The following is a 20,841-nucleotide window of genomic DNA, read 5'->3' as shown; positions in this document are numbered from 1 at the left end:
CTCCATTGAATCCATTTAACCGCGCGCAGCGGCGATCTTGATCAGCTTGGCGTAGTAGAACCCGTCGTGGCCGCCTTCCTGGGCCAGCAACTGTCGACCATGTGGCTGCTTGATTCCCGCCGCCGTGGCAAGGTCCAGCTCACGGGCACCTGGTGTGCGGGCAAGGAAGGCTTCGATGACTTCAGTGTTCTCGGTCGGCAGTGTGGAACAGGTGGCGTACAACAGAATGCCGCCGACCTCCAGCGTGCTCCACATGGCGTCGAGCAACTCGCCTTGCAGCAGCGCCAGCGCGGCGATGTCGTCGGGTTGGCGGGTCAGCTTGATGTCCGGGTGACGACGAATCACGCCGGTGGCCGAACAGGGTGCGTCCAGCAGGATGCGCTGGAACGGCTTGCCATCCCACCACGCCTGAGTGTCGCGACCGTCGGCGGCAATCAGCTCGGCGCTCAGTTTCAGGCGTTCGAGGTTTTCCCGCACCCGCACCAGGCGCTTGGCTTCCAGGTCTACCGCCACGACGCCGGCCAGTTCTGGCTCGGCTTCGAGAATATGGCAGGTCTTGCCGCCCGGTGCGCAGCAGGCGTCGAGCACCCGTTGGCCCGGTGCCAGATCCAGCAGATCAGCGGCCAGTTGTGCGGCTTCGTCCTGCACGCTGATCCAGCCATCGGCGAAACCCGGCAGGCCGCGCACGTCGGTGGCCGCTTCGAGCACAATGCCGTCGCGGCTGTAGACGCACGGCGTGGCGGCGATACCGGCATCCGTCAGCAAACCGAGGTAGGCATCCCGGGTGTGATGGCGACGGTTGACCCGCAGGATCATCGGCGGATGCGCGTTGTTCGCCGCGCAAATGGCTTCCCACTGCTCCGGCCAGAACGCCTTCAGGGATTTCTGCAACCAGCGCGGGTGCGCGGTGCGCACCACTGGATCGCGTTCCAGCTCGGCGAAAATCGTTTCGCTCTCGCGCTGGGCGTTGCGCAGCACAGCGTTGAGCAACGCCTTGGCCCAAGGCTTTTTCAGCTTGTCGGCGCACCCGACGGTTTCACCGATGGCGGCATGGGCGGGGACGCGGGTATAGAGCAACTGATAGAGACCGACCAGCAACAGCGCCTCGACATCGGCGTCGGCGGCCTTGAACGGTTTCTGCAGCAGCCTGGCCGCCAGCGCCGACAAGCGTGGCTGCCAGCGTGCGGTGCCGAACGCCAGGTCCTGGGTGAAGCCGCGATCACGGTCCTCGACCTTGTCCATCTGTGTAGGCAGTGAACTGTTGAGCGATGCTTTTCCGTTCAGGACAGCGGCAAGTGCCTTGGCGGCGGCCAGACGCGGATTCATTGAGCGTCCGCCGCTTGGCCGAGGACGGTGCCGATGGCGAATTTCTCACGGCGGCTGTTGAACAAGTCGCTGAAGTTCAGCGCCTTGCCGCCAGGCAATTGCAGGCGGGTCAGGCACAAGGCCTGTTCGCCGCATGCGACGATCAGACCGTCCTTGCTGGCGCCGAGGATTTCACCCGGGGCGCCTTTGCCTTCGGCGAGGTTCGCGGCCAGCACTTTCAGGGCTTCGCCATTCAAGGTGCTGTGGGTGATCGGCCACGGGTTGAAGGCGCGGACCAGGCGCTCCAGCTCAACTGCCGGGCGAGTCCAGTCGATGCGTGCTTCGTCCTTGTTCAATTTGTGCGCGTAGGTGGCCAGGCTGTCGTCCTGGACTTCGCCCTCGAGGGTTCTGGCGGCGAGGCCGGCAATTGCCTGGACCACGGCCGGCGGGCCCATTTCGGCGAGTCGATCGTGCAGGCTGCCACCAGTGTCTTCGGCACTGATCGGGGTGGTGACCTTGAGCAGCATCGGCCCGGTGTCGAGGCCGGCTTCCATGCGCATCACGGTCACGCCGCTTTCGGCGTCGCCCGCTTCCACGGCGCGCTGGATCGGCGCTGCACCACGCCAGCGTGGCAGCAGCGAGGCGTGGCTGTTGATGCAACCCAGGCGCGGAATATCCAGCACCACTTGCGGCAGGATCAGGCCGTAGGCGACCACCACCATCAAGTCCGGTTTCAGCGCAGCCAGTTCCGCCTGGGCGTCTTCGTTGCGCAAGGTGGGCGGCTGCAGCACCGGGATGTTGTTTTCCAGCGCCAGCTGCTTGACCGGGCTCGGCATCAGTTTTTGCCCGCGACCGGCCGGACGATCCGGTTGGGTGTAGACCGCGACGACCTCATAAGGGCTGCTCAGCAGGGCCTTGAGGTGTTCGGCGGCGAATTCCGGGGTGCCGGCAAAGACAATGCGCAGTGGCTCAGTCATGGGTGACGTCTCTTGAAAAGAAAAAGGCTTGCCGCAGCAAGCCTTTGAAGATGGGCATCAGGCGTTCTGGCGATGAAGCTTTTCCAGTTTCTTCTTGATGCGGTCGCGTTTGAGCGTGGACAGGTAATCGACGAACAATTTGCCGTTGAGGTGGTCGCATTCGTGCTGGATGCACACGGCGAGCAAATCTTCAGCGATCAGTTCGTAAGGCTGGCCGTCGCGGTCCAGCGCCTTGACCTTGACCCGTTGCGGGCGATCGACGTTTTCGTAGAAACCCGGCACCGACAGGCAGCCTTCCTGATACTGGCCCATCTCGTCGGTCAGCGTTTCGAGCTCTGGGTTGATGAACACTCGAGGCTCGGTGCGGTCTTCGGAGAGGTCCATCACGACGATACGTTTGTGCACGTTGACCTGGGTCGCGGCGAGGCCGATGCCAGGCGCTTCATACATTGTTTCAAACATGTCGTCGACCAACTGACGCACTTCGTCGTCCACTACGGCCACTGGCTTGGCGATAGTGCGCAGACGCGGATCAGGGAACTCGAGGATGTTTAAAATGGCCATAAGCTTGATTAGTGCACGTGTGAAGTAAGGTCGGGTCGATGGCCTGGCGGGTCCGAAGACATGCAGGCTACCGTTGTAAAACGTAGCTCCCTTCTTTTGACAAGCAAGTTTTGACAGGCAAGCCGGGAGCGAGCCACCGAGGGCTCTGGCGTTTCACGCGAACGCACATAATAAAGGGATTCACCGCATGAGGAAATCACTACTCGCCCTGCTGCTCCTGGCTTCGGCAGGTTGGGCACATGGGCAAGTGCAACTTCGGGAAGATATTCCCACCATAAAGCTGTCGCCTCAGGTGCGCAGCAGCCCCGTGACCGAGGCTATCCCCAGCATTGCGCTGAAATCGATCAACAGTTTTCTGCTGAGTAACCGTATCGTCGACAAGGCCGAGGATTTCGAAGCGGCGCCCTACATTGTCGCCGGTGATGCCGAGCGCGTGCTCAGCGGCGCCGGTGACCGGATCTTTGCCCGTGGCCATTTCGACCCGGCACAGCCGGTGTACGGCATCTTCCGCCAAGGCAAGGTCTACACCGATCCGCAGAGCAAGGAGTTCCTGGGAATCAACGCCGACGACATCGGCGGCGGCGAGGTCGTGGCCACCGAAGGCGACGTCGCCACCCTGGTGTTGCAACGCACGACCCAGGAAGTCCGCCTCGGCGACCGCCTGTTCAGTGGTGAAGAACGCTCGATCAATTCGACGTTCATGCCCAGCGCGCCGGAAACCGAGATCAACGGCTTGATCATCGATGTGCCGCGTGGGGTGACGCAGATCGGCGCACTGGACGTGGTCACGCTGAACAAGGGGCAGCGCGATGGACTGGTCGAAGGCAATGTCCTGGCGGTGATGAAAACCGGCGAAACCGTGCGTGACCGGATCACCGGCCAGCCGTTGAAGATTCCCGATGAGCGCGCGGGTCTGCTGATGGTTTTCCGTACTTACGACAAACTCAGTTATGGGCTGGTGCTCAATGCATCGCGCTCACTGTCGGTGATGGACAAGGTGCGAAATCCGTAAGTTTGCCTCACAAGTTACCAACAGAGTTATCCACAGCTTATTCCCGTTTGTACGGATGCTAATAACGATCAAGGATGATCCATGTCGATGCCTACTGTTACACCGGTTTCCCCCGCGGAACTGGAAGCTCGATTACGTCTGCACCGTTTGCCGGAACTCGGTCCTGCGCGTTTCAAGAAATTGCTCGACGCCTTCGGCTCGGCATCCAAAGCGCTCAGTGCACCAGCCAGTGCCTGGCGCGCGCTGGGTTTGCCACTGGCCTGTTCCGAGGCCAGACGAAGCGCCGAGATTCGTGACGGTGCCAGCCATGCATTGGCCTGGCTGGAGCGTCCGGCCCAGCATTTACTGATGTGGGACCAACCGGACTACCCGGCACTGCTGGCGCAAATCAGCGATGCACCACCGCTGTTATTTGTCGCGGGCAACCCGGGCATTCTGGAAAAACCACAACTGGCGATGGTCGGCAGTCGTCGCGCGTCCCGGCCAGGGATGGACACCGCTGCCGCGTTTTCCCGCAGCCTGGCCGGTGCCGGGTTTGTCATCACCAGCGGCCTGGCCATGGGCATTGACGCCGCCGCGCACCAGGCCGCGCTGGACGTCGGCGGGCAAACGGTCGGTGTGCTCGGTACGGGGCTCGAGAAGTTTTATCCACAGCGAAATCGACGCCTGGCGGACGCCATGATCGCTTCGGGCAGCGCAGTGCTTTCGGAGTTTCCGCTGGATGCGGGCCCAAGCGCCGGCAACTTCCCTCGGCGCAACCGGATCATCAGTGGTTTGTCACTCGGGGTGCTGGTGGTCGAAGCCAGTGTTGCCAGCGGTTCACTGATCACCGCGAGGCTGGCGGCGGAACAGGGGCGCGAGGTGTTTGCGATGCCCGGGTCGATCCATCATCCCGGCGCCCGGGGCTGCCATCAGTTGATCCGTGACGGTGCGGTGCTAGTCGAAACCATCGAACATATCCTCGAAGCCTTGCGCGGCTGGCAACGACTGCCGTTATCCACAGAAACCTGCACCACTGCATCGAATCACCCATTGCTGAAGCTGCTGCATGCCGCGCCTCACACCAGTGAAGCGCTGGCCAATGCAAGCGGCTGGGCCTTGCCGAAAGTGCTGGTGGCGTTGACGGAACTGGAAATGGACGGTCGCGCCGTTTGCGAAAGCGGACGCTGGTTTGCGCGGGTGAGCTAGGTTTTATAAACAAGATCGGTAAACTGCACGGAGCCTTATTCTGGAGTGTTTTTCATGGTCAACAGTTGGCGTGTGCAACAAGCCGCGCAAGCAATTCGCGCCGGGGCGGTGATTGCCTACCCAACCGAAGCAGTCTGGGGTCTGGGTTGCGACCCATGGGACGAGGAAGCGGTGGAGCGTCTACTGCTGATCAAGGGCCGATCTGCGGATAAGGGGCTGATTCTGGTCGCCGACAACATCCGTCAGTTCGATTTCCTCTTCGAAGACTTCCCCGAATTGTGGATGGACCGCATGGCCAGCACCTGGCCGGGGCCGAACACCTGGTTGGTGCCGCACCAGAACCTGCTGCCGGAGTGGATTACCGGCGTGCATGAAACCGTGGCGCTGCGGGTCAGCGATCACCCGCTGGTGCGGGATTTGTGCGCGCTGGTCGGGCCGTTGGTGTCGACGTCGGCCAATCCGCAGGGGCGCCCGGCGGCACGCACGCGGATTCGCGTCGAGCAGTATTTCCGTGGCCAGGTGGATCTGGTGCTGGGCGGAAACCTGGGCGGACGCAAGAACCCGAGCGTGATTCGCGATCTGGCGACCGGCAAGGTTGTGCGTCCGGACTGAGACCGCGACATCGTTTATCGCTGGCAAGCCAGCTCCTACAGGTTCATTGCGAACCTTGCAGGAGCTGGCTTGCCAGCGAAGTCGTCCTTAAGGCAGCAGGACAACCGAACCCGTCGTGCGCCGCGCCGACAACTCGGTCTGCGCCTTCGCCGCGTCGGCCAGTGGATAACGCTGGCTGATGTCCACGGTCAACTTGCCGCTGATGATCATCTCGAACAACTCGTCGGCCATGCGTTGCAGGTTCTCGGCGTTGTTTGCATAAGTGCCGAGGGTTGGCCGGGTCACGTACAGCGAGCCTTTCCCCGCCAGGATCCCCAGGTTCACGCCGTCGACCGCGCCGGACGCATTGCCGAAACTCACCACCAGCCCACGCGGCGCGACGCTGTCGAGTGAGGTCAGCCAGGTGTCCTTGCCAACGCCGTCGTACACCACCGGGACTTTTTTGCCGTCGGTCAATTCCAGCACGCGCTGGGCGACGTTTTCGTGGCTGTAGTCGATGGTCGCCCAGGCGCCGTTTGCTTTGGCCAGTGCGGCTTTCTCCGCCGAGCTGACCGTACCGATCAGCTTCACGCCCAAGGCCCTGGCCCATTGGCAAGCCAGGGAGCCGACGCCGCCCGCCGCGGCGTGGAACAGGATGGTTTCGCCACCCTTGAGTTCATAAGTCTGACGCAGCAAATACTGCACGGTCAGGCCCTTGAGCATCACCCCGGCTGCCTGTTCGAAACTGATGGCGTCCGGCAGTTTCACCAGATTGGCCTCGGGCAAGACGTGAACCTCGCTGTAGGCGCCCAGAGGACCGCTGCCATAGGCCACACGATCGCCTATCCTGAAGCGGGTCACGTCGCTGCCCACTGCCTCGACCACGCCCGCCCCCTCTGAACCGACACCCGATGGCAGGGATGGCGGCGGGTACAGACCGCTGCGGTAATAGGTGTCGATGAAGTTCAGGCCGATGGCCTTGTTGGTTACGCGCACTTCCTTCGGACCGGGCTCGGCGGGTTGGTAATCCACATACTCGAGCACTTCGGGACCGCCATGGGCGCGGAACTGGATACGCTTTGCCATCAGAACTCTCCATAGGTCGTTTTACCAAGCTCCCTATCGGACTCCTAAGCTTGATCTTCGTCAACTGCGGCGGGTCGACTTGCGATGGTATGCTACGGGCCCATTTGCGCAGGCTGAGCTCCCATGGAGCGCCGCGTAGTATTGCCCGATTCAAGGTGATGACATGACGACCCGCACCGAGGCCGTAAAAGCCTACCTGCTTGACCTGCAAAACCGTATTTGCGCCGCCCTGGAAGCCGAAGACGGTGGCACGCAATTCGTCGAAGACGCCTGGACCAGGCCGGCCGGCGGTGGCGGTCGTACCCGCGTGATCGAAAACGGCACGGTGATTGAAAAGGGAGGCGTCAACTTTTCCCACGTCTTCGGCAGTGGTCTGCCACCCTCTGCCAGCGCTCATCGTCCGGAGCTGGCCGGCCGTGGTTTCGAAGCTCTCGGTGTGTCGCTGGTAATTCATCCGCACAACCCGCATGTGCCGACTTCCCACGCCAATGTGCGCTTTTTCATCGCTGAAAAAGAAGGTGAAGAAGCGGTCTGGTGGTTTGGCGGCGGCTTCGACCTGACCCCGTATTACGGCAACGAAGAAGATTGCATCCACTGGCACCGCGTCGCCGAGCAGGCCTGTGCGCCATTCGGCCCGGATGTTTACCCGCGCTACAAGGCCTGGTGCGACAGCTACTTCCACATCAAGCATCGTCACGAGCCGCGAGGCATCGGCGGGCTGTTTTTCGACGACCTGAACGAGTGGGACTTCGACACCAGCTTCGCTTTCATGCGCGCTATCGGTGACGCGTACATCGACGCCTACCTGCCGATCGTGCAGCGCCGCAAGAACGATGCGTTCACCGCCAAACAGCGTGAATTCCAGGAATTCCGCCGTGGTCGCTACGTTGAATTCAACCTGGTCTATGACCGCGGCACGTTGTTCGGCCTGCAGTCAGGTGGTCGCACCGAGTCGATTTTGATGTCCCTGCCGCCGCAAGTGCGCTGGGGCTACGACTGGAAGGCCGAGCCCGACAGCGAAGAAGCGCGCCTGACCGAGTATTTTCTGCAAGACCGCGATTGGTTGGCCGAAGCCTGAACGAGGAAACCTGATGGACCGTTATGTCGTATTCGGTAACCCGATTGGCCACAGCAAGTCACCGCTGATCCATCGCCTGTTCGCCGAGCAGACCGCACAGAAGCTGGACTACAACACGCTGTTGGCACCACTCGACGACTTTTCCACTTGTGCCCGGACTTTTTTCCTCGAAGGGCGCGGCGCCAATGTGACGGTGCCGTTCAAGGAAGAAGCCTTTCGATTGGCGAACAGCCTGACTGCGCGGGCGCAGCGTGCCGGTGCGGTCAATACCTTGAGCAAACTGGCCGATGGCAGTCTGCTGGGCGACAACACCGACGGTGCAGGGTTGGTGCGGGACCTGACGGTCAACGCCGGGTTCAGCCTCAAGGGCAAACGCATCCTGTTGCTCGGTGCTGGTGGTGCGGTGCGTGGTGCGCTGGAGCCGCTGCTGGCCGAGCAACCGGCATCGGTGATCGTCGCCAACCGCACGCTGGACAAGGCCGAACTGCTGGCGGAGCTGTTCGGCGATCTGGGGCCGGTCTCGGCCAGCGGTTACGACTGGTTGCGGGAGTCGGTGGACCTGATCATCAATGCGACCTCCGCGAGTCTGACGGGCGATGTGCCGCCAATCGCGTCCAGCCTGATCGAACCCGGCAAAACGGTGTGCTACGACATGATGTACGGCAAGGAGCCGACCTCGTTCTGCCGCTGGGCCAGCGAACACGGGGCCGCGGTGGCGATGGATGGCTTGGGGATGCTGGCCGAGCAAGCGGCGGAAGCGTTCTTCCTGTGGCGCGGAGTGCGCCCGGATACGGCGCCGGTGTTGGCCGAACTTCGCCGACAACTGGCCCTATAACCTACTGTAGGAGCGAGCTTGCTCGCGAAAAACCCGAGGGCGCTGTTGAGCATCTGGTTTTGCGCGTAATCGTTCACGACCTTCGCGAGCTAGCTCGCTCCTACAGAGAGCGGTGTTTCAGTCTTCAAACCGGATCGGGCATTTCTCCGCCCCTTCCAGCTTCCTCAACTCTTCCACCACCTGCGGCCGGGCCCGGCGCAAGGTCAGGCTGCGGTCCTGGCGCAGCAGGCGCCGCGCTTCCTGATGCAGCATTTCCACTCCTGAATAGTCGATGAAGTTGATCTGCTGCGCCTCGATCACCACGCGCGCGCCGTGCATGCGTTGCAGGCGTACTTGCAGGTAATGGCTGGCACCGAAAAAGATCGAGCCCCCTACCCGCAGAATGTCTTCCTCGCCATCTCGCACGTGCTGCACCCGTGGTTGCGATGTGCGTTTGAGGTAGAAAAAAAGCGAGGCCAGCACACCGGCGTAGATCGCCGTCTGCAACTCCAGCAGCAGCGTGGCGACACAGGTCAGCGCCATGACCACAAATTCGGCACGGCTGACCCGCAACAACGCACGAATGCCGCGATGGTCCACCAGTCCCCAGGCAATCAACAGAATACTGCCCGCCATGGCCGGAATCGGTATGTGTTCGATCAGTCGCGCGCCAAAAATGGCGAACAGCGCCACCCACAGTGCGGAAAAAATCCCCGCCAGCGGCGAACAGGCACCGGCCTCGTAGCTCAGTCCGGAGCGGGTAAAAGAACCGGCAGACAACGAACCGGAAAAAAACGCACCGACGATATTCGATAAGCCCTGGGCGCGAACTTCCTGGTTGGCGTCGAGCAATTGCTGCGAACGTGCGGAGATCGAGCGGGCAATCGACAGGCTGGTCACCAGCCCGAGCATGCCCACTGCCACGGCGCTGGGCAGCAAGCGCAGGATCAGGTCAAGGTCCAGCGGTAACGGACTGAATGGCGGCAGCTTGCCGGTGAAGGCGCTGACCAGTTGCACATGGCCGAACATCGATGGCCAAAGCCAGACCAGCAATGCACCCAGCACCAGAGTGATCATTAGCGTCGGCCAGCGTGGCAACCACAGCTTGAGGATCACGCCCACCACGACCGTCGCCAGCCCCAGCGCCAGCGAAGGTTTGTCCATTTCGCCGAGATGGCGCAACAAGGTGATGAAACTGTCCAGTGCGGTGGCCTGGCTGGGCAAGTCCAGCCCCAGCAGGTTAGGCAGTTGACCGATGGCAATCACCACGGCAGCGCCAAGGGTGAAGCCGAGTACCACCGAGTGAGAGACGAAATTCACCAGCGCGCCAAACCGCAGCAAACCCAGCAGCCACTGAAAGATGCCGGCAAGAAACGTCAGTAACAGGATCAGCATGACGTAGTCCTGCGACACTGGAACGGCCAGAGGACTGACGCTTGCGTACAGGACAATCGAGATGGCCGCCGTAGGACCGCAGATCAAATGCCACGATGAACCCCACAGGCAGGCGATCAGCACCGGGATGATTGCGGCGTACAGGCCGTATTCCGGTGGGAGACCGGCAATCAGGGCGTAGGCAATGGACTGCGGCAACGCGAGAATCGCACCGCTGAGGCCGACGATCAGGTCGCGCCCGACACTGGCGCGGGTTTGCCGGGGCAACCAGGTAAGGAACGGGAAGAGTGAATGGCGGCTTGGCAGGGCCATGGGGCCTCTCGGTCGGGGTTTTGCGAAAGAGTATCAGGACATGACCTGTGGGAGCGGGCTTGCTCGCGAAGGCGGTGGGTCAGACAACATTAATGTCGACTGATCCGCCGCCTTCGCGAGCAAGCCGGATCGCCGCACCGCCGCTCCCACAGGTATTGGTTACAACTTGGCTTTGACCGCCGGCAACGCATCCTTGCCATCCACGGTCTTCACACCATCGAGCCATTTATCCAGCACAGCCGGGTTGGCCTTGATCCACGCCTTGGCCGCGTCGGCATTGCTGACCTTGTTGTTCACCACCTCGGCCATGATGCTGTTCTCCATGTCCTGGGTGAAGCTCAGGTTGGTCAGCAGTTTGCCGACGTTCGGGCAGGCCTGTGCATAACCTTTGCGGGTCAGGGTGTGGACGGTGCCGGTGTCACCGAAGTATTTCTCGCCGCCCTTGAGGTAATGCATTTTCAGCTGCACGTTCATCGGGTGCGGGGTCCAGCCGAGGAAAGTCACGAATTTCTGTTTTTTCACCGCGCGGGACACTTCCGCCAGCATTGCCTGCTCGCTGGACTCGACCAGTTTCCACTGGCCCATGTCGAAATCGTTTTTCTTGATGATCTCTTGCAGCGAGATGTTCGCCGGTGCGCCGGAGCCGATGCCGTAGATCTTGTGGTCGAACTTGTCGGCGTATTTGTTCAGGTCGGCGAAGTCATGCACACCCGCGTCCCATACGTAGTCCGGCACGGCGAGGGTGAATTCGGTGCCGTCGAGGTTCTTCGCCAATTGCGTGACATCACCGCTGGCGACGAATTTGTCATAGAAGCCCTGCTGCGCCGGCATCCAGTTACCCAGGAATACATCGACCTGGCCATCCTTGAGCCCGCCAAAGGTGATCGGCACCGCGAGGGTGTCGACCTTGGCCTTGTAGCCCATGCCGTCCAGCAGAAACCCGGTGATGGCATTGGTCGCGGCGATGTCGCTCCAGCCCGGATCGGCCATCTTCACCGTCTCGCAACTCTGATCGGCAAACGCCGATGCACTGCCCAGTGCCAGGAGCCCGACCGTCAGTACTGTGGATAACTTTTGCATGGACTTCCCCTTAACGTTATTGGTTTTGGCAGGGTTGTGGATAACGTGCTTTACGCTCCAGATCGTCGAGGTCGATGTGGTTGCGCATGTATTGCTGACTGGCGTCCACCAGCGGCTGGTGATCCCAGCTCTTCAGCTTGCCGAGGGTCAGCGCCTCGGCCACGAAACGCCGGCGCCGCTGGCTGGCAAGCACCTGCTGGTGAATCGTCGGGATATTCCACTTGGCTCGCGCTTCGGCGAGAAAATCGTCGAACAACTGACGATGTTGTGGCGAATGGCTGAGTTCTTCCCGTTCGTGAGGGTCATTGTGTACGTCGAAGAGCAGGCAGGGGTCGTCTTCGCTGTAGATGAATTTGTAGGCACCTCGGCGGATCATCATCAGCGGGCTGATGGTGCCTTCGGCCATGTATTCGCCGAATACCTCGTCGTGACCGCCCTGCCCTTGCAGGTGCGGAACCAGCGAACGGCCATCCAGCGGCAAGCCCGGTTCCAGCGAGCCACCGGCCAGTTCGACGAATGTCGGTAGCAGGTCGGCGGTCGAAACGCTGGCGCTGACCCGACCGGCACCGAATTGCCCCGGCGCGCTGATCAACAAGGGAACCCGTGCGGCCATTTCGAACCAGTGCATTTTGTACCAGAGCCCGCGCTCGCCGAGCATGTCGCCGTGGTCGCCGGAGAACACGATGATGGTGTCATCGATCAGCCCGGTATCTTCGAGGGTTTGCAGGAGTTTGCCGACGTTGCTGTCGATATAGCTGCACGCGCCGAAATAGGCGCGGCGGGCGTCGTGTATCTTGTCCACAGGCAGAGGTTTGTCCCACAGGTCATAGACCTTGAGCAAACGTTGCGAGTGCGGATCGAGATCGTACTGCTCCGGCGTTGCAGGCAACGGGATGTCGGCGTCGTCGTACAGATCCCAGAAGGCTTTGGGAATCGTGTACGGGTCGTGCGGGTGAGTCATCGAAACGGTCAGGCAGAACGGCTGGTCGCCATCTTCGCGGATATGGTCGAACAGGTACTGCCGGGCCTTGAACACCACCTCTTCGTCGAAATCCAGCTGATTGGTGCGCACGCACGGGCCGGCTTGCAGCACTGACGACATGTTGTGATACCAGGTCGGACGCACGTCCGGCTCATCCCAGTTCACCGCCCAGCCGTAGTCGGCGGGGTAAATATCACTGGTCAGGCGTTCTTCGTAGCCATGCAACTGGTCCGGCCCACAGAAATGCATCTTGCCCGACAAGGCGGTGCGGTATCCGAGGCGACGCAGGTAGTGGGCGTAGGTCGGTACGTCGGCGGGGAAATCGGCGGCGTTGTCGTAGGCGCCGATCTTGCTCGGCAACTGGCCACTGACCAGGGTGAAACGCGACGGCGCACACAACGGGCTGTTGCAATAAGCGGAGTCGAACACCACGCCCTGTTCGGCGAGGCGGCTGAGATGGGGGAGTTTGACGGGCGACGGGCCGTAGAACGGCAACATTGGCGCGGCCATTTGATCGGCCATGATGAAAAGAATGTTCTTGCGCTTCATGTGATCGCGGCATTCCATAGTGGATGTTTATGCGAGAGTGCTGGCTTCGAGAATGAAACCCTCGCACTTTGCGGTAAAGCCCATGCACGGCAATGACTAGGATAAGCACAGCTTATGTATGACACCCTTGGTGACCTGTCACTGGACCTGCTTCGTGCCTTCGAAGCGGCGGCCCGACAGCACAGCTTCACTGCGGCGGCGGTTGAGCTGGGTACCACGCAACCGGCCATCAGCCAGCAGATCAAGCGCCTGGAGGAACAACTGGCGACTCGCCTGTTCGACCGCATTTATCGCGGCATCGAACTGACCGAGGCCGGGCAGATTCTTTTCGAGCAGGTTCAGCTCGGTTTGCAGAATATAGACGCAGGATTGAGCGCAATCAGTGCACAGCAACAGCATGAAGTGCTGCAGGTTGCCACGGATTTTGCCTTCGCCGCCTATTGGTTGATGCCGCGATTGCACCGCTTTCACGCGGCCAATCCGCAGGTGGATGTCAGCCTGGTCACCAGTGAACGCAGCCATAACATGCTACGTACCGATATCGATGTGGCGGTGCTGTTCGGCGATGGCCGCTTCAAGCAGGGTGAAAGCCATTGGCTGTTCAGCGAGGAAGTGTTTCCGGTGTGCAGCCCGCAGTTGTTGAGCGAGCGGACCTTGCCCTTGCCGGCCCAGGCATTGCTGGAGTTTCCGTTGCTGCACCTGCGTGGGGAACACAGCAGTAACTGGTTCGACTGGAGCGGTGTGTTCCGCGAGTTGGGCATCACCTCGGCTCCGGCGCCCGGGCAACTGCGCTTCGACAATTACACCTTGCTGATTCAGGCGGCGATTGGCGGGCAGGGCGTGGCCATTGGCTGGCGCCACCTTGTGGATAACTTGCTGGCCCAGGGGCTGTTGTGTCGACCGATTGCCGAAACCGCGATGTCCAGGTTGGGCTACTACGTGGTCCTGCCACAACGCAAACGGCGCGGAGCATTGATCCAGCGATTTGTGGACTGGTTGATGGCCGAGCAGGCCAGCAGTGCGGAGTCGTTGTCGGGGTTGTCATTGCCTTCGATTGCGGTGTGAAACGTGAAAAGATCGCAGCCTGTGCCGCGTGATCTGCCCGACCGGATTTAGAGGATTTCCAATGCAGCGCATAACGGGCTACCACGCCCATGTCTATTTCGACGCCAGCACCATCGATCAGGCGCGGGCCTTGTGTGAGCAGGCGGCGCAACTGTTTCCACTGAAAATGGGTCGCGTGCACGAGCGCCCGGTCGGTCCGCACCCGGACTGGAGCTGTCAGTTGGCGTTCGAGCCACAGGTGCTGGGCGAGGTACTGCCGTGGCTGGTGCTCAACCGCAAAGGGCTGGTGGTGTTCCTGCACCCGGACACCGGCGACGATTTGCTTGACCACACTGAGCACGCGATCTGGATGGGCGCAATCCGGCCGCTGGACCTGTCTATTTTTTGATCAGAGTGTTTCTTCAGCCTCACCGGGCAAGTGTTCGTCCAGATGCAGCCACGGCAGGCGGCTGTCAGTCCAGATGTGTCGCTCGGCCGGTGCTTGCTCGGGATGGTCGAGGGTGGCGATGGTCAAGTCGATGCTGTCCGGGCTCAGGTGCGTCACCACTGCCAATTGCGCCCCACAGTGGCCGCAGAAATATCGCGCGCAGGTAGAGGAAGAGTCGTACCGCGACGGCGTCCCGGCCAGCCATTGAAAGGCGGATGCCGGCACGGTGATCCAGGTGGTCACGATGCCGCCGCTCACCCGTCGGCAAATCGAGCAATGGCAGTGGACGATATCCTGCAGTGGCCCGCTGAATTGATAGCGCAGTTGCCCGCAGTGGCAGCCGCCGGTGTGAATTTCGTTCATGGCATTGCTCCTGATGCGTAATTACCGACGCCTTCGCGAGCAAGCCCGCACCCACATTGGCTTTGTGTACGACACAGATCCGGTGTGGGAGCGGGCTTGCTCGCGAAGGCCGTAACCCGGTTCACCTTCATGCCCCAGTCCGACGACCGGTTGTACTTCCGATCAACGCGTTCATCGCCGAAAGCTGGCTGAAAGCTTCCCCGATTAGGATCGCCCCCACTACCGGCAACAGACCGGTTGGCCAATGCCAGCGTTTTATCGCTCGCACAGCCCATTTAACAACAACAATGGTGATTCTGATGTCCTCTTCTACCCGCCGCTTCGCTGCAACTCCGTCCGTACGTCTCGTGCTTCCCGTACTGCGCTGATCCCGCCCGATCCGCCCATTCCCTAGTCGCGCTACGCCTGGAGTATTCCCATGCTGACTTTCCTTGGCTTCGCCATGGTCATCACGTTCATGTTCCTGATCATGACCAAGCGCCTTTCCGCGCTGATCGCCCTGATCATCATTCCGATCATCTTTGCCCTGTTCGGCGGTTTTTCGCCGAAGATAGGCCCGATGATGCTCGAAGGCATCACCAAGCTTGCGCCAACCGGCGTGATGCTGATGTTCGCAATCCTGTACTTCGCCCTGATGATCGACTCCGGCCTGTTCGACCCGGCCGTGCGCAAGATCCTCAAACTGGTCAAGGGCGACCCGCTGAAAGTTTCGGTCGGTACCGCCGTACTGGCGCTGATCGTGTCCATGGACGGTGATGGCGCCACCACTTACATGATCTGCGTGGCCGCCATGCTGCCGCTCTACAGCCGTATCGGCATGAGCCCGCGGATCATGGCCGGCCTGATCATCCTCGCCGGTGGCGTGATGAACATGACCCCGTGGGGCGGCCCGACCGCTCGTGCCGCCAGTGCGTTGCATGTGGACCCGTCCGACATCTTCGTACCGATGATCCCTGCGATGCTGGCCGGTGTAGTGGCGATCCTGGTCATCGCCTACTTCTACGGCAAGCGTGAGCGTGCACGCCTGGGTGAACTGCACCTGGTGGGTGATGAAATCGACCACAGCGAAATCAGCGTTTCGCAGTTCCCGGATGCCCGTCGTCCGAACCTGATCTGGTTCAACGGCGCCCTGACCCTGGCCCTGATGGGCACCCTGATCGCCGGCCTGCTGCCATTGCCGGTGCTGTTCATGGTGGCGTTCAGTATCGCCATGATCGTCAACTATCCTTGCCTGCAACAGCAGAAGGATCGCGTCGCGGCTCACGCCGGTAGCGTATTGGCCGTGGTCGGGCTGATCTTTGCGGCCGGTATCTTCACCGGTATCCTGACCGGCACCGGGATGGTCGATGCGATGTCGAAAAGCCTGCTGGCGGTGATCCCGGATTTCCTCGGCCCGTATCTGGCAGTGATCACGGCGCTGGTGAGCATGCCGTTCACATTCTTCATGTCGAACGATGCATTTTATTACGGCGTGTTACCGGTACTTGCCGAAGCCGCGAGCCATTACGGTATAACCGCGGTGGAAATGGCACGTGCCTCGATCGTCGGTCAGCCCGTCCACCTGTTGAGCCCGCTGGTTCCATCGACTTATCTGTTGGTGGCCCTGGCCGGCATCGATTTCGGTGACCACCAGCGCTTCACCCTCAAGTGGGCAGTGCTGGTTTGTACCTGCATACTGATTGCTGCTTTGCTATTGGGGACTTTCCCGGTGTTCAGCACTCTATAAGCCCAAGACTCACCACTTCGGGTCCAGGCTTCGCTGTTTGAAGCCCGGGCCCTTTGTGGTTTAACACTCGCTCAAAGGAATACACATGGATTGGCTGACCAACCCTGAAATCTGGGTTGCCTTCTTTACCCTGACCGCCCTGGAAATCGTCCTGGGTATCGATAACATCATCATGATTTCGATCCTGGTCAGCCGCATGCCCAAACACATGCAGGCGCGCACCCGGATTTTCGGGCTGGCGCTGGCCATGGTCACGCGAATTCTGCTTCTGCTGTCGATCACCTGGGTCATGCGCCTGACGGCGGACCTGTTCGAACTGTTCGGCCAGGGTATTTCCGGACGCGACCTGATCCTGTTCTTCGGTGGTCTGTTCCTGCTGTGGAAAAGCTCGCAAGAGATGTACCACGCGCTGGAAGGTGAAGATGAGAGCAACGACGAGCCTTCGGGCAAGGGCGGCAACTTCCTCTACACCATCATCCAGATCGCGATCATCGACATCGTGTTCTCCCTGGACTCGGTGATCACCGCAGTCGGCATGGTTTCCCACGTGCCGGTCATGGTCGCGGCAATCATCGTGGCCGTGCTGGTGATGATGTGGGCATCCGGCACCATCAGTGAATTCATCGACAAGCACCCATCGCTGAAGATGCTGGCCCTGTCGTTCCTGTTGATCGTCGGTACGGTGCTGATTGCCGAAGCCTTCGACGTGCACGTGCCAAAAGGCTACGTCTACTTCGCCATGGCGTTCTCGCTGGCAGTGGAAGCTATCAACATCAGGATGCGCACAACCATTGCAAAAAAGAAGGCGCAGCAAGCTCCGGTAAAGCTGCGCAAGGACATTCCGGGCCAGTAACCCGGTAATACGCAACACCCTGTGGGAGCGGGCTTGCTCGCGAAAGCGGTGTGTCAGACAACATTAATGTCGACTGACACGACGCCTTCGCGAGCAAGCCCGCTCCCACTTTGTTTTTGTGGGTTGCTTAAACCGGATTTCATGACAGTTTTGTTTCAATCCCTTCTTTGGCTATGCGATGCTGGCGCGCAGGCCGTTAGCCAACTACAGCTTATGTACAGAACGTAGAACGTCACGCGGCACCGTTAATTTGCTCCTTTGGGGCGCTACACCACAGGGGGCCGGTATGCTCACCCTGCTCAATTTGCTTTCTGCCGTGGCCCTGCTGATCTGGGGCACGCACATCGTCCGAACCGGCATCCTGCGGGTCTACGGCACCAATCTGCGCCATGTCATTGGCCAGAACATGTCCAACCGCTGGCTGGCTTTCGTCTCCGGGATAGTCGTGACAGCGATGGTCCAGAGCAGCAACGCCACCGCCATGCTTGTCACTTCCTTTGTCGGCCAGGGCCTGATGGCGCTTACGCCGGCGCTGGTCACCATGCTCGGTGCCGATGTCGGTACGGCGCTGATGGCACGGGTGCTGACGTTCGACCTGTCGTGGCTGTCGCCGCTGCTGATTTTTGTCGGGGTGATCTTCTTTCTGTCGCGCAAGCAGACCCGACTCGGGCAAATGGGCCGTGTCGCCATTGGCCTGGGCTTGATCATTCTGGCGCTGCAACTGATTGTCGAAGCGGCGCACCCGATTACCCATGCCAAAGGGGTGAAGGTGATTTTCGCCTCGCTCACCGGCGACATCCTGCTCGACGCCCTGGTTGGCGCGCTGTTCGCGATGATGTCCTATTCCAGCCTGGCCGCTGTGCTGCTGACCGCGACCCTGGCGGGTGCCAATGTGATCAGCCTGCCGGTGGCCATCGGGCTGGTGATCGGCGCCAATATCGGCAGCGGCGTGCTCGCCTTCCTCAGCACCAGCATGCAGAACGCCGCCGGGCGCCAAGTGGCGTTGGGCAGCCTGCTGTACAAACTGATTGGTCTGTTATTGATCATTCCCGTACTCGATCCGTTGGTGCACTGGCTCGATGGCTTCGATTTCAGCCCTCAGGAAATGGTTATTGGCTTTCACCTGCTCTACAACACCGCGCGTTGCCTGATCCTGTTGCCCAGTGTCGGGCCGATGGCCAGGTTCTGTGCCTGGGTGCTGCCAGAGCGCCCGCAGGCCAACGGCATGGCCAAGCCCCGGCACCTTGATCCCACGGCGTTGGTCACCCCTGGTTTGGCGCTCGCCAACGCGGCTCGGGAAACCCTGCGCATTGGCGACCTGATCGATAGCATGCTCGAAGCCATGCTCGACGTTTTGCGTGGCAAGCAAACTGCCGTCACCCAGGAAATGCGGCGCCTGACCGACGATGTCGAAGCGCTGTACGGCGCGATCAAATTGTATCTGGCGCAAATGCCCCGGGAAGATCTCAGCGATCAGGACAGCCGACGCTGGGCGGAAATCATCGAACTGGCGATTAACCTGAAACTCGCCAGCGACTTGATCGAACGCATGCTGCGCAAGGTCCAGCAGCAGAAAACCTCGCAGCGCCGGTCGTTTTCCGAAGTCGGGCTGGACGAGTTGACCGGGCTGCAGACTCAGTTGATTTCCAACCTGCGGCTCGGGATGTCGGTGTTTCTCAGCGCCGACCCGGAAAGTGCCCGGCAACTGTTGCGTGAGAAACGTCGTTTCCGTGCACAGGAACGGCGCCTGGCCCATGCTCATGTCAGCCGCTTGCAACGTAAAATCGTGCAAAGTATCGAAACCAGTTCGTTGCACCTGGAGCTGATCGCCGACATGAAACGTCTCAATTCGCTGTTTTGCAGCAGTGCCTACGTGGTGCTGGAAACATCCGAAACCGGCGCACTGGTGGTCGACGATTTGACTGACATTACGCATTCACCCTGAACGTCCACAGTTGCCTGAAGTCTGTTGAACTTACGCTAGCCGTACGGAACCTCGTTATGCGTTGTCTGTTGTTCGCCTGCCTGTTGCTTGGTTCACTCCCGTCATTCGCCCTGGATCGCTTCCAGGTCGAGGGCTACACACTGCGCAACGGTTTGCAGTTGCTGCTCAAACCCGGCACTGACCGTGGGCATGTGGCGATCCGGCTGGTGGTCGGCGTTGGCCTGGACGATTTCAATTGCGAAGAAAAGGAATTGCCGCATCTGCTGGAACACCTGCTGTTCAGCGGCATCGACGCCAGCGGCGAAGGCGGCCTGGAAGAGCGCATGCAGGCCCTTGGAGGTGAGTGGAACGCGTTCACCAGCAATGCCGATACGACTTTCGTCATCGAAGCCCCGGCGAAAAACCAGCGCAAAGTGCTCGACTTGCTGCTGGCGTTGCTGACCCAGACCCACTTCGACGACAACGCTATCAACGCAGCCAAGCAAGTGGTCGAGCGCGAAGACGGTGGCCACTACTCGCACCTGCAGCGCTGGCTCGATCGTCAGGACCTGGGCCACACGGCCAGCAACCAGCTGGCTGTGGAGCTGGGCCTCAAATGCCCGGAGCGTGCGCAAGTCCATGACCTGACCCGTGAGCAACTGGAGCGGGTGCGCAAGGACTGGTATGCGCCGAACAACATGACCCTGATCGTAGTCGGCGACCTCGACAGATTACTGCCGGCCTATCTGGAACGGGCGTATGGTGCGCTGGAAGCGATTACCCCCGGCGAGCATCCACCACTGCCGCAAATCCAGGCCAGCGCCGCCCACGAGCGCACCCTGACCCACGGTTTGGTCGGCAACGGCGTCAAATTGCACTGGCTGGTGCCGGAGCCGGTGCTGGAAGACGGGCACGACGAAACCTTCGATTTGCTCAAGGATTATCTGGATTGGGCGCTTTATCGCCAGCTGCGTCTGGCTCACGGTCTATCCTACGGGCCGTGGGCGGAACGCCAGGTGTTCGGCGGTGTGGGTTTCATGAGCCTCAATGCCGACCTTGAGCGCGACGATCTGCCAGAGGCCGAACAAGTGCTCGATGACTTGAAGGCCACACTGCTCAAGGACGGCCTCAATGTCGACACCTTTGACCGCCTGAAGCAGGCCGCGATTGCCCGTCAGGCCTGGGCCGTACAAGGTAACAGTGCATTGGCCGATTACTACTGGAGCGCCATCGGTGATTACGAGGACGGCCGCTTCGCCGACCCGGCCCGGGAGCTGCAAGGGGTGACGCTGGAAGAGGCGAACAAGGCCGTGCGTGAACTGCTGTTGCAGCCGGGGTATTTGCGGATCGAAAAACCGTTGTTCAGTTATGACCAGTTGATGTGGTTGGTGGTCGCAGTGGCGGGGTTGCTGGTGTTAAGTCTGGTGGCGTGGCGTTTTCATCGCACAAGGTAAACATTCCTTGTGGGAGCGGTGTAGCTGACCGCAAACCCTCGCCACGCGGCGCCCTCGCGGGTACCCTGTCGAGGTTTTTTCCTACGACGACTGTGA

At 60.8% G+C, this 20,841-nt stretch carries 19 protein-coding genes; 11 read left to right on the top strand and 8 right to left on the bottom strand.

Features of this window, described 5'->3' with window-relative positions; translation table 11 throughout:
• Positions 1 to 15: 15 nt before the first annotated feature.
• The 3 genes from rsmB to def are packed head-to-tail and all read right to left on the bottom strand — an operon-like array spanning position 16 to position 2,846.
• Complete coding sequence (gene rsmB / locus ACEN8Q_RS23095) at positions 16 to 1,326, bottom strand: 16S rRNA (cytosine(967)-C(5))-methyltransferase RsmB (protein ID WP_413422974.1); 1,311 nt, start codon at positions 1,324 to 1,326, stop codon at positions 16 to 18.
• Complete coding sequence (gene fmt, locus ACEN8Q_RS23090; protein WP_413422976.1) at positions 1,323 to 2,282, bottom strand: methionyl-tRNA formyltransferase; 960 nt, start codon at positions 2,280 to 2,282, stop codon at positions 1,323 to 1,325. The genes rsmB and fmt overlap by 4 nt, the downstream gene beginning before the upstream one ends.
• 57 nt (positions 2,283 to 2,339) lie before the next feature.
• Positions 2,340 to 2,846 (bottom strand): peptide deformylase, encoded by a 507-nt coding sequence (def, locus tag ACEN8Q_RS23085; protein WP_111283203.1) that lies wholly within the window; start codon positions 2,844 to 2,846, stop codon positions 2,340 to 2,342.
• A 187-nt stretch (positions 2,847 to 3,033) separates the two neighbouring features.
• Here def and ACEN8Q_RS23080 point away from each other — a divergent pair, with 187 nt between their 5' ends.
• The 3 genes from ACEN8Q_RS23080 to ACEN8Q_RS23070 all read left to right on the top strand — a co-directional run bounded on the left by ACEN8Q_RS23080 (position 3,034) and on the right by ACEN8Q_RS23070 (position 5,658).
• Positions 3,034 to 3,858 carry a peptidoglycan-binding protein gene (locus tag ACEN8Q_RS23080; RefSeq protein ID WP_413422978.1) on the top strand — a complete coding sequence of 275 codons (825 nt, stop codon included), beginning with the start codon at positions 3,034 to 3,036 and terminating at the stop codon, positions 3,856 to 3,858.
• Between the two features lie 81 nt (positions 3,859 to 3,939).
• Positions 3,940 to 5,046 (top strand): DNA-processing protein DprA, encoded by a 1,107-nt coding sequence (gene dprA, locus ACEN8Q_RS23075; protein WP_413422980.1) that lies wholly within the window; start codon positions 3,940 to 3,942, stop codon positions 5,044 to 5,046.
• Between the two features lie 54 nt (positions 5,047 to 5,100).
• Positions 5,101 to 5,658 carry an L-threonylcarbamoyladenylate synthase gene (locus tag ACEN8Q_RS23070; protein WP_413422982.1) on the top strand — a complete coding sequence of 186 codons (558 nt, stop codon included), beginning with the start codon at positions 5,101 to 5,103 and terminating at the stop codon, positions 5,656 to 5,658.
• Between the two features lie 87 nt (positions 5,659 to 5,745).
• On the opposite strand, the gene ACEN8Q_RS23065 is transcribed toward ACEN8Q_RS23070, so the two are convergent.
• Positions 5,746 to 6,723, bottom strand: coding sequence for an NADPH:quinone reductase (locus tag ACEN8Q_RS23065; protein ID WP_413422984.1), 978 nt, complete (start codon positions 6,721 to 6,723; stop codon positions 5,746 to 5,748).
• A gap of 163 nt (positions 6,724 to 6,886) precedes the next feature.
• Here ACEN8Q_RS23065 and hemF point away from each other — a divergent pair, with 163 nt between their 5' ends.
• Positions 6,887 to 7,801 (top strand): oxygen-dependent coproporphyrinogen oxidase, encoded by a 915-nt coding sequence (hemF, locus tag ACEN8Q_RS23060; protein ID WP_413703789.1) that lies wholly within the window; start codon positions 6,887 to 6,889, stop codon positions 7,799 to 7,801.
• A gap of 13 nt (positions 7,802 to 7,814) precedes the next feature.
• A complete protein-coding gene (aroE, locus tag ACEN8Q_RS23055) occupies positions 7,815 to 8,636 on the top strand; it encodes a shikimate dehydrogenase (protein WP_413422988.1) in 822 nt (273 codons plus the stop codon).
• Between the two features lie 117 nt (positions 8,637 to 8,753).
• Here the strand turns inward: aroE and ACEN8Q_RS23050 are convergent, their stop codons facing one another.
• The 3 genes from ACEN8Q_RS23050 to betC form a co-directional block, all read right to left on the bottom strand.
• The gene (locus tag ACEN8Q_RS23050; protein ID WP_413422990.1) at positions 8,754 to 10,322 is read right to left on the bottom strand and encodes a SulP family inorganic anion transporter; all 1,569 of its coding nucleotides are present in this window, start codon (positions 10,320 to 10,322) and stop codon (positions 8,754 to 8,756) included.
• A 159-nt stretch (positions 10,323 to 10,481) separates the two neighbouring features.
• Positions 10,482 to 11,402: a choline ABC transporter substrate-binding protein gene (gene choX, locus ACEN8Q_RS23045; RefSeq protein WP_413427883.1), complete on the bottom strand. Its 921-nt coding sequence runs from the start codon at positions 11,400 to 11,402 to the stop codon at positions 10,482 to 10,484.
• Positions 11,403 to 11,418: 16 nt separating this feature from the next.
• Positions 11,419 to 12,933 carry a choline-sulfatase gene (betC, locus tag ACEN8Q_RS23040; RefSeq protein ID WP_413427884.1) on the bottom strand — a complete coding sequence of 505 codons (1,515 nt, stop codon included), beginning with the start codon at positions 12,931 to 12,933 and terminating at the stop codon, positions 11,419 to 11,421.
• A 114-nt stretch (positions 12,934 to 13,047) separates the two neighbouring features.
• Between betC and ACEN8Q_RS23035 the strand changes: the two genes are divergently transcribed.
• A complete protein-coding gene (locus tag ACEN8Q_RS23035; RefSeq protein ID WP_413427885.1) occupies positions 13,048 to 13,998 on the top strand; it encodes a choline sulfate utilization transcriptional regulator in 951 nt (316 codons plus the stop codon).
• Between the two features lie 61 nt (positions 13,999 to 14,059).
• Positions 14,060 to 14,386, top strand: coding sequence for a DOPA 4,5-dioxygenase family protein (locus ACEN8Q_RS23030; protein ID WP_413427886.1), 327 nt, complete (start codon positions 14,060 to 14,062; stop codon positions 14,384 to 14,386).
• On the opposite strand, the gene ACEN8Q_RS23025 is transcribed toward ACEN8Q_RS23030, so the two are convergent.
• On the bottom strand, positions 14,387 to 14,788 hold the full coding sequence (locus ACEN8Q_RS23025; RefSeq protein ID WP_413427887.1) for a GFA family protein: 402 nt from the start codon (positions 14,786 to 14,788) through the stop codon (positions 14,387 to 14,389). It abuts the gene before it with no gap.
• Between the two features lie 418 nt (positions 14,789 to 15,206).
• Here ACEN8Q_RS23025 and ACEN8Q_RS23020 point away from each other — a divergent pair, with 418 nt between their 5' ends.
• The 4 genes from ACEN8Q_RS23020 (at position 15,207) to ACEN8Q_RS23005 (ending at position 20,745) form a co-directional block, all read left to right on the top strand.
• On the top strand, positions 15,207 to 16,514 hold the full coding sequence (locus tag ACEN8Q_RS23020; RefSeq protein WP_057397352.1) for a CitMHS family transporter: 1,308 nt from the start codon (positions 15,207 to 15,209) through the stop codon (positions 16,512 to 16,514).
• An 85-nt stretch (positions 16,515 to 16,599) separates the two neighbouring features.
• Positions 16,600 to 17,367, top strand: coding sequence for a TerC family protein (locus tag ACEN8Q_RS23015; protein ID WP_413427888.1), 768 nt, complete (start codon positions 16,600 to 16,602; stop codon positions 17,365 to 17,367).
• Between the two features lie 286 nt (positions 17,368 to 17,653).
• A complete protein-coding gene (locus tag ACEN8Q_RS23010; protein ID WP_413427889.1) occupies positions 17,654 to 19,312 on the top strand; it encodes a Na/Pi cotransporter family protein in 1,659 nt (552 codons plus the stop codon).
• Positions 19,313 to 19,368: 56 nt separating this feature from the next.
• On the top strand, positions 19,369 to 20,745 hold the full coding sequence (locus ACEN8Q_RS23005; protein WP_413703788.1) for a M16 family metallopeptidase: 1,377 nt from the start codon (positions 19,369 to 19,371) through the stop codon (positions 20,743 to 20,745).
• The last annotated feature ends 96 nt before the right edge of the window (positions 20,746 to 20,841 follow it).

Origin of the sequence: Pseudomonas sp. Pseusp16, from assembly GCF_047324915.1 — a bacterium.
In the GTDB taxonomy this organism is placed as follows: Bacteria; Pseudomonadota; Gammaproteobacteria; order Pseudomonadales; family Pseudomonadaceae; genus Aquipseudomonas; species Aquipseudomonas fluorescens_CD.
Note: the sequence above shows the minus strand (reverse complement) of the source record. Positions and strands in the feature narration are given on the sequence as shown.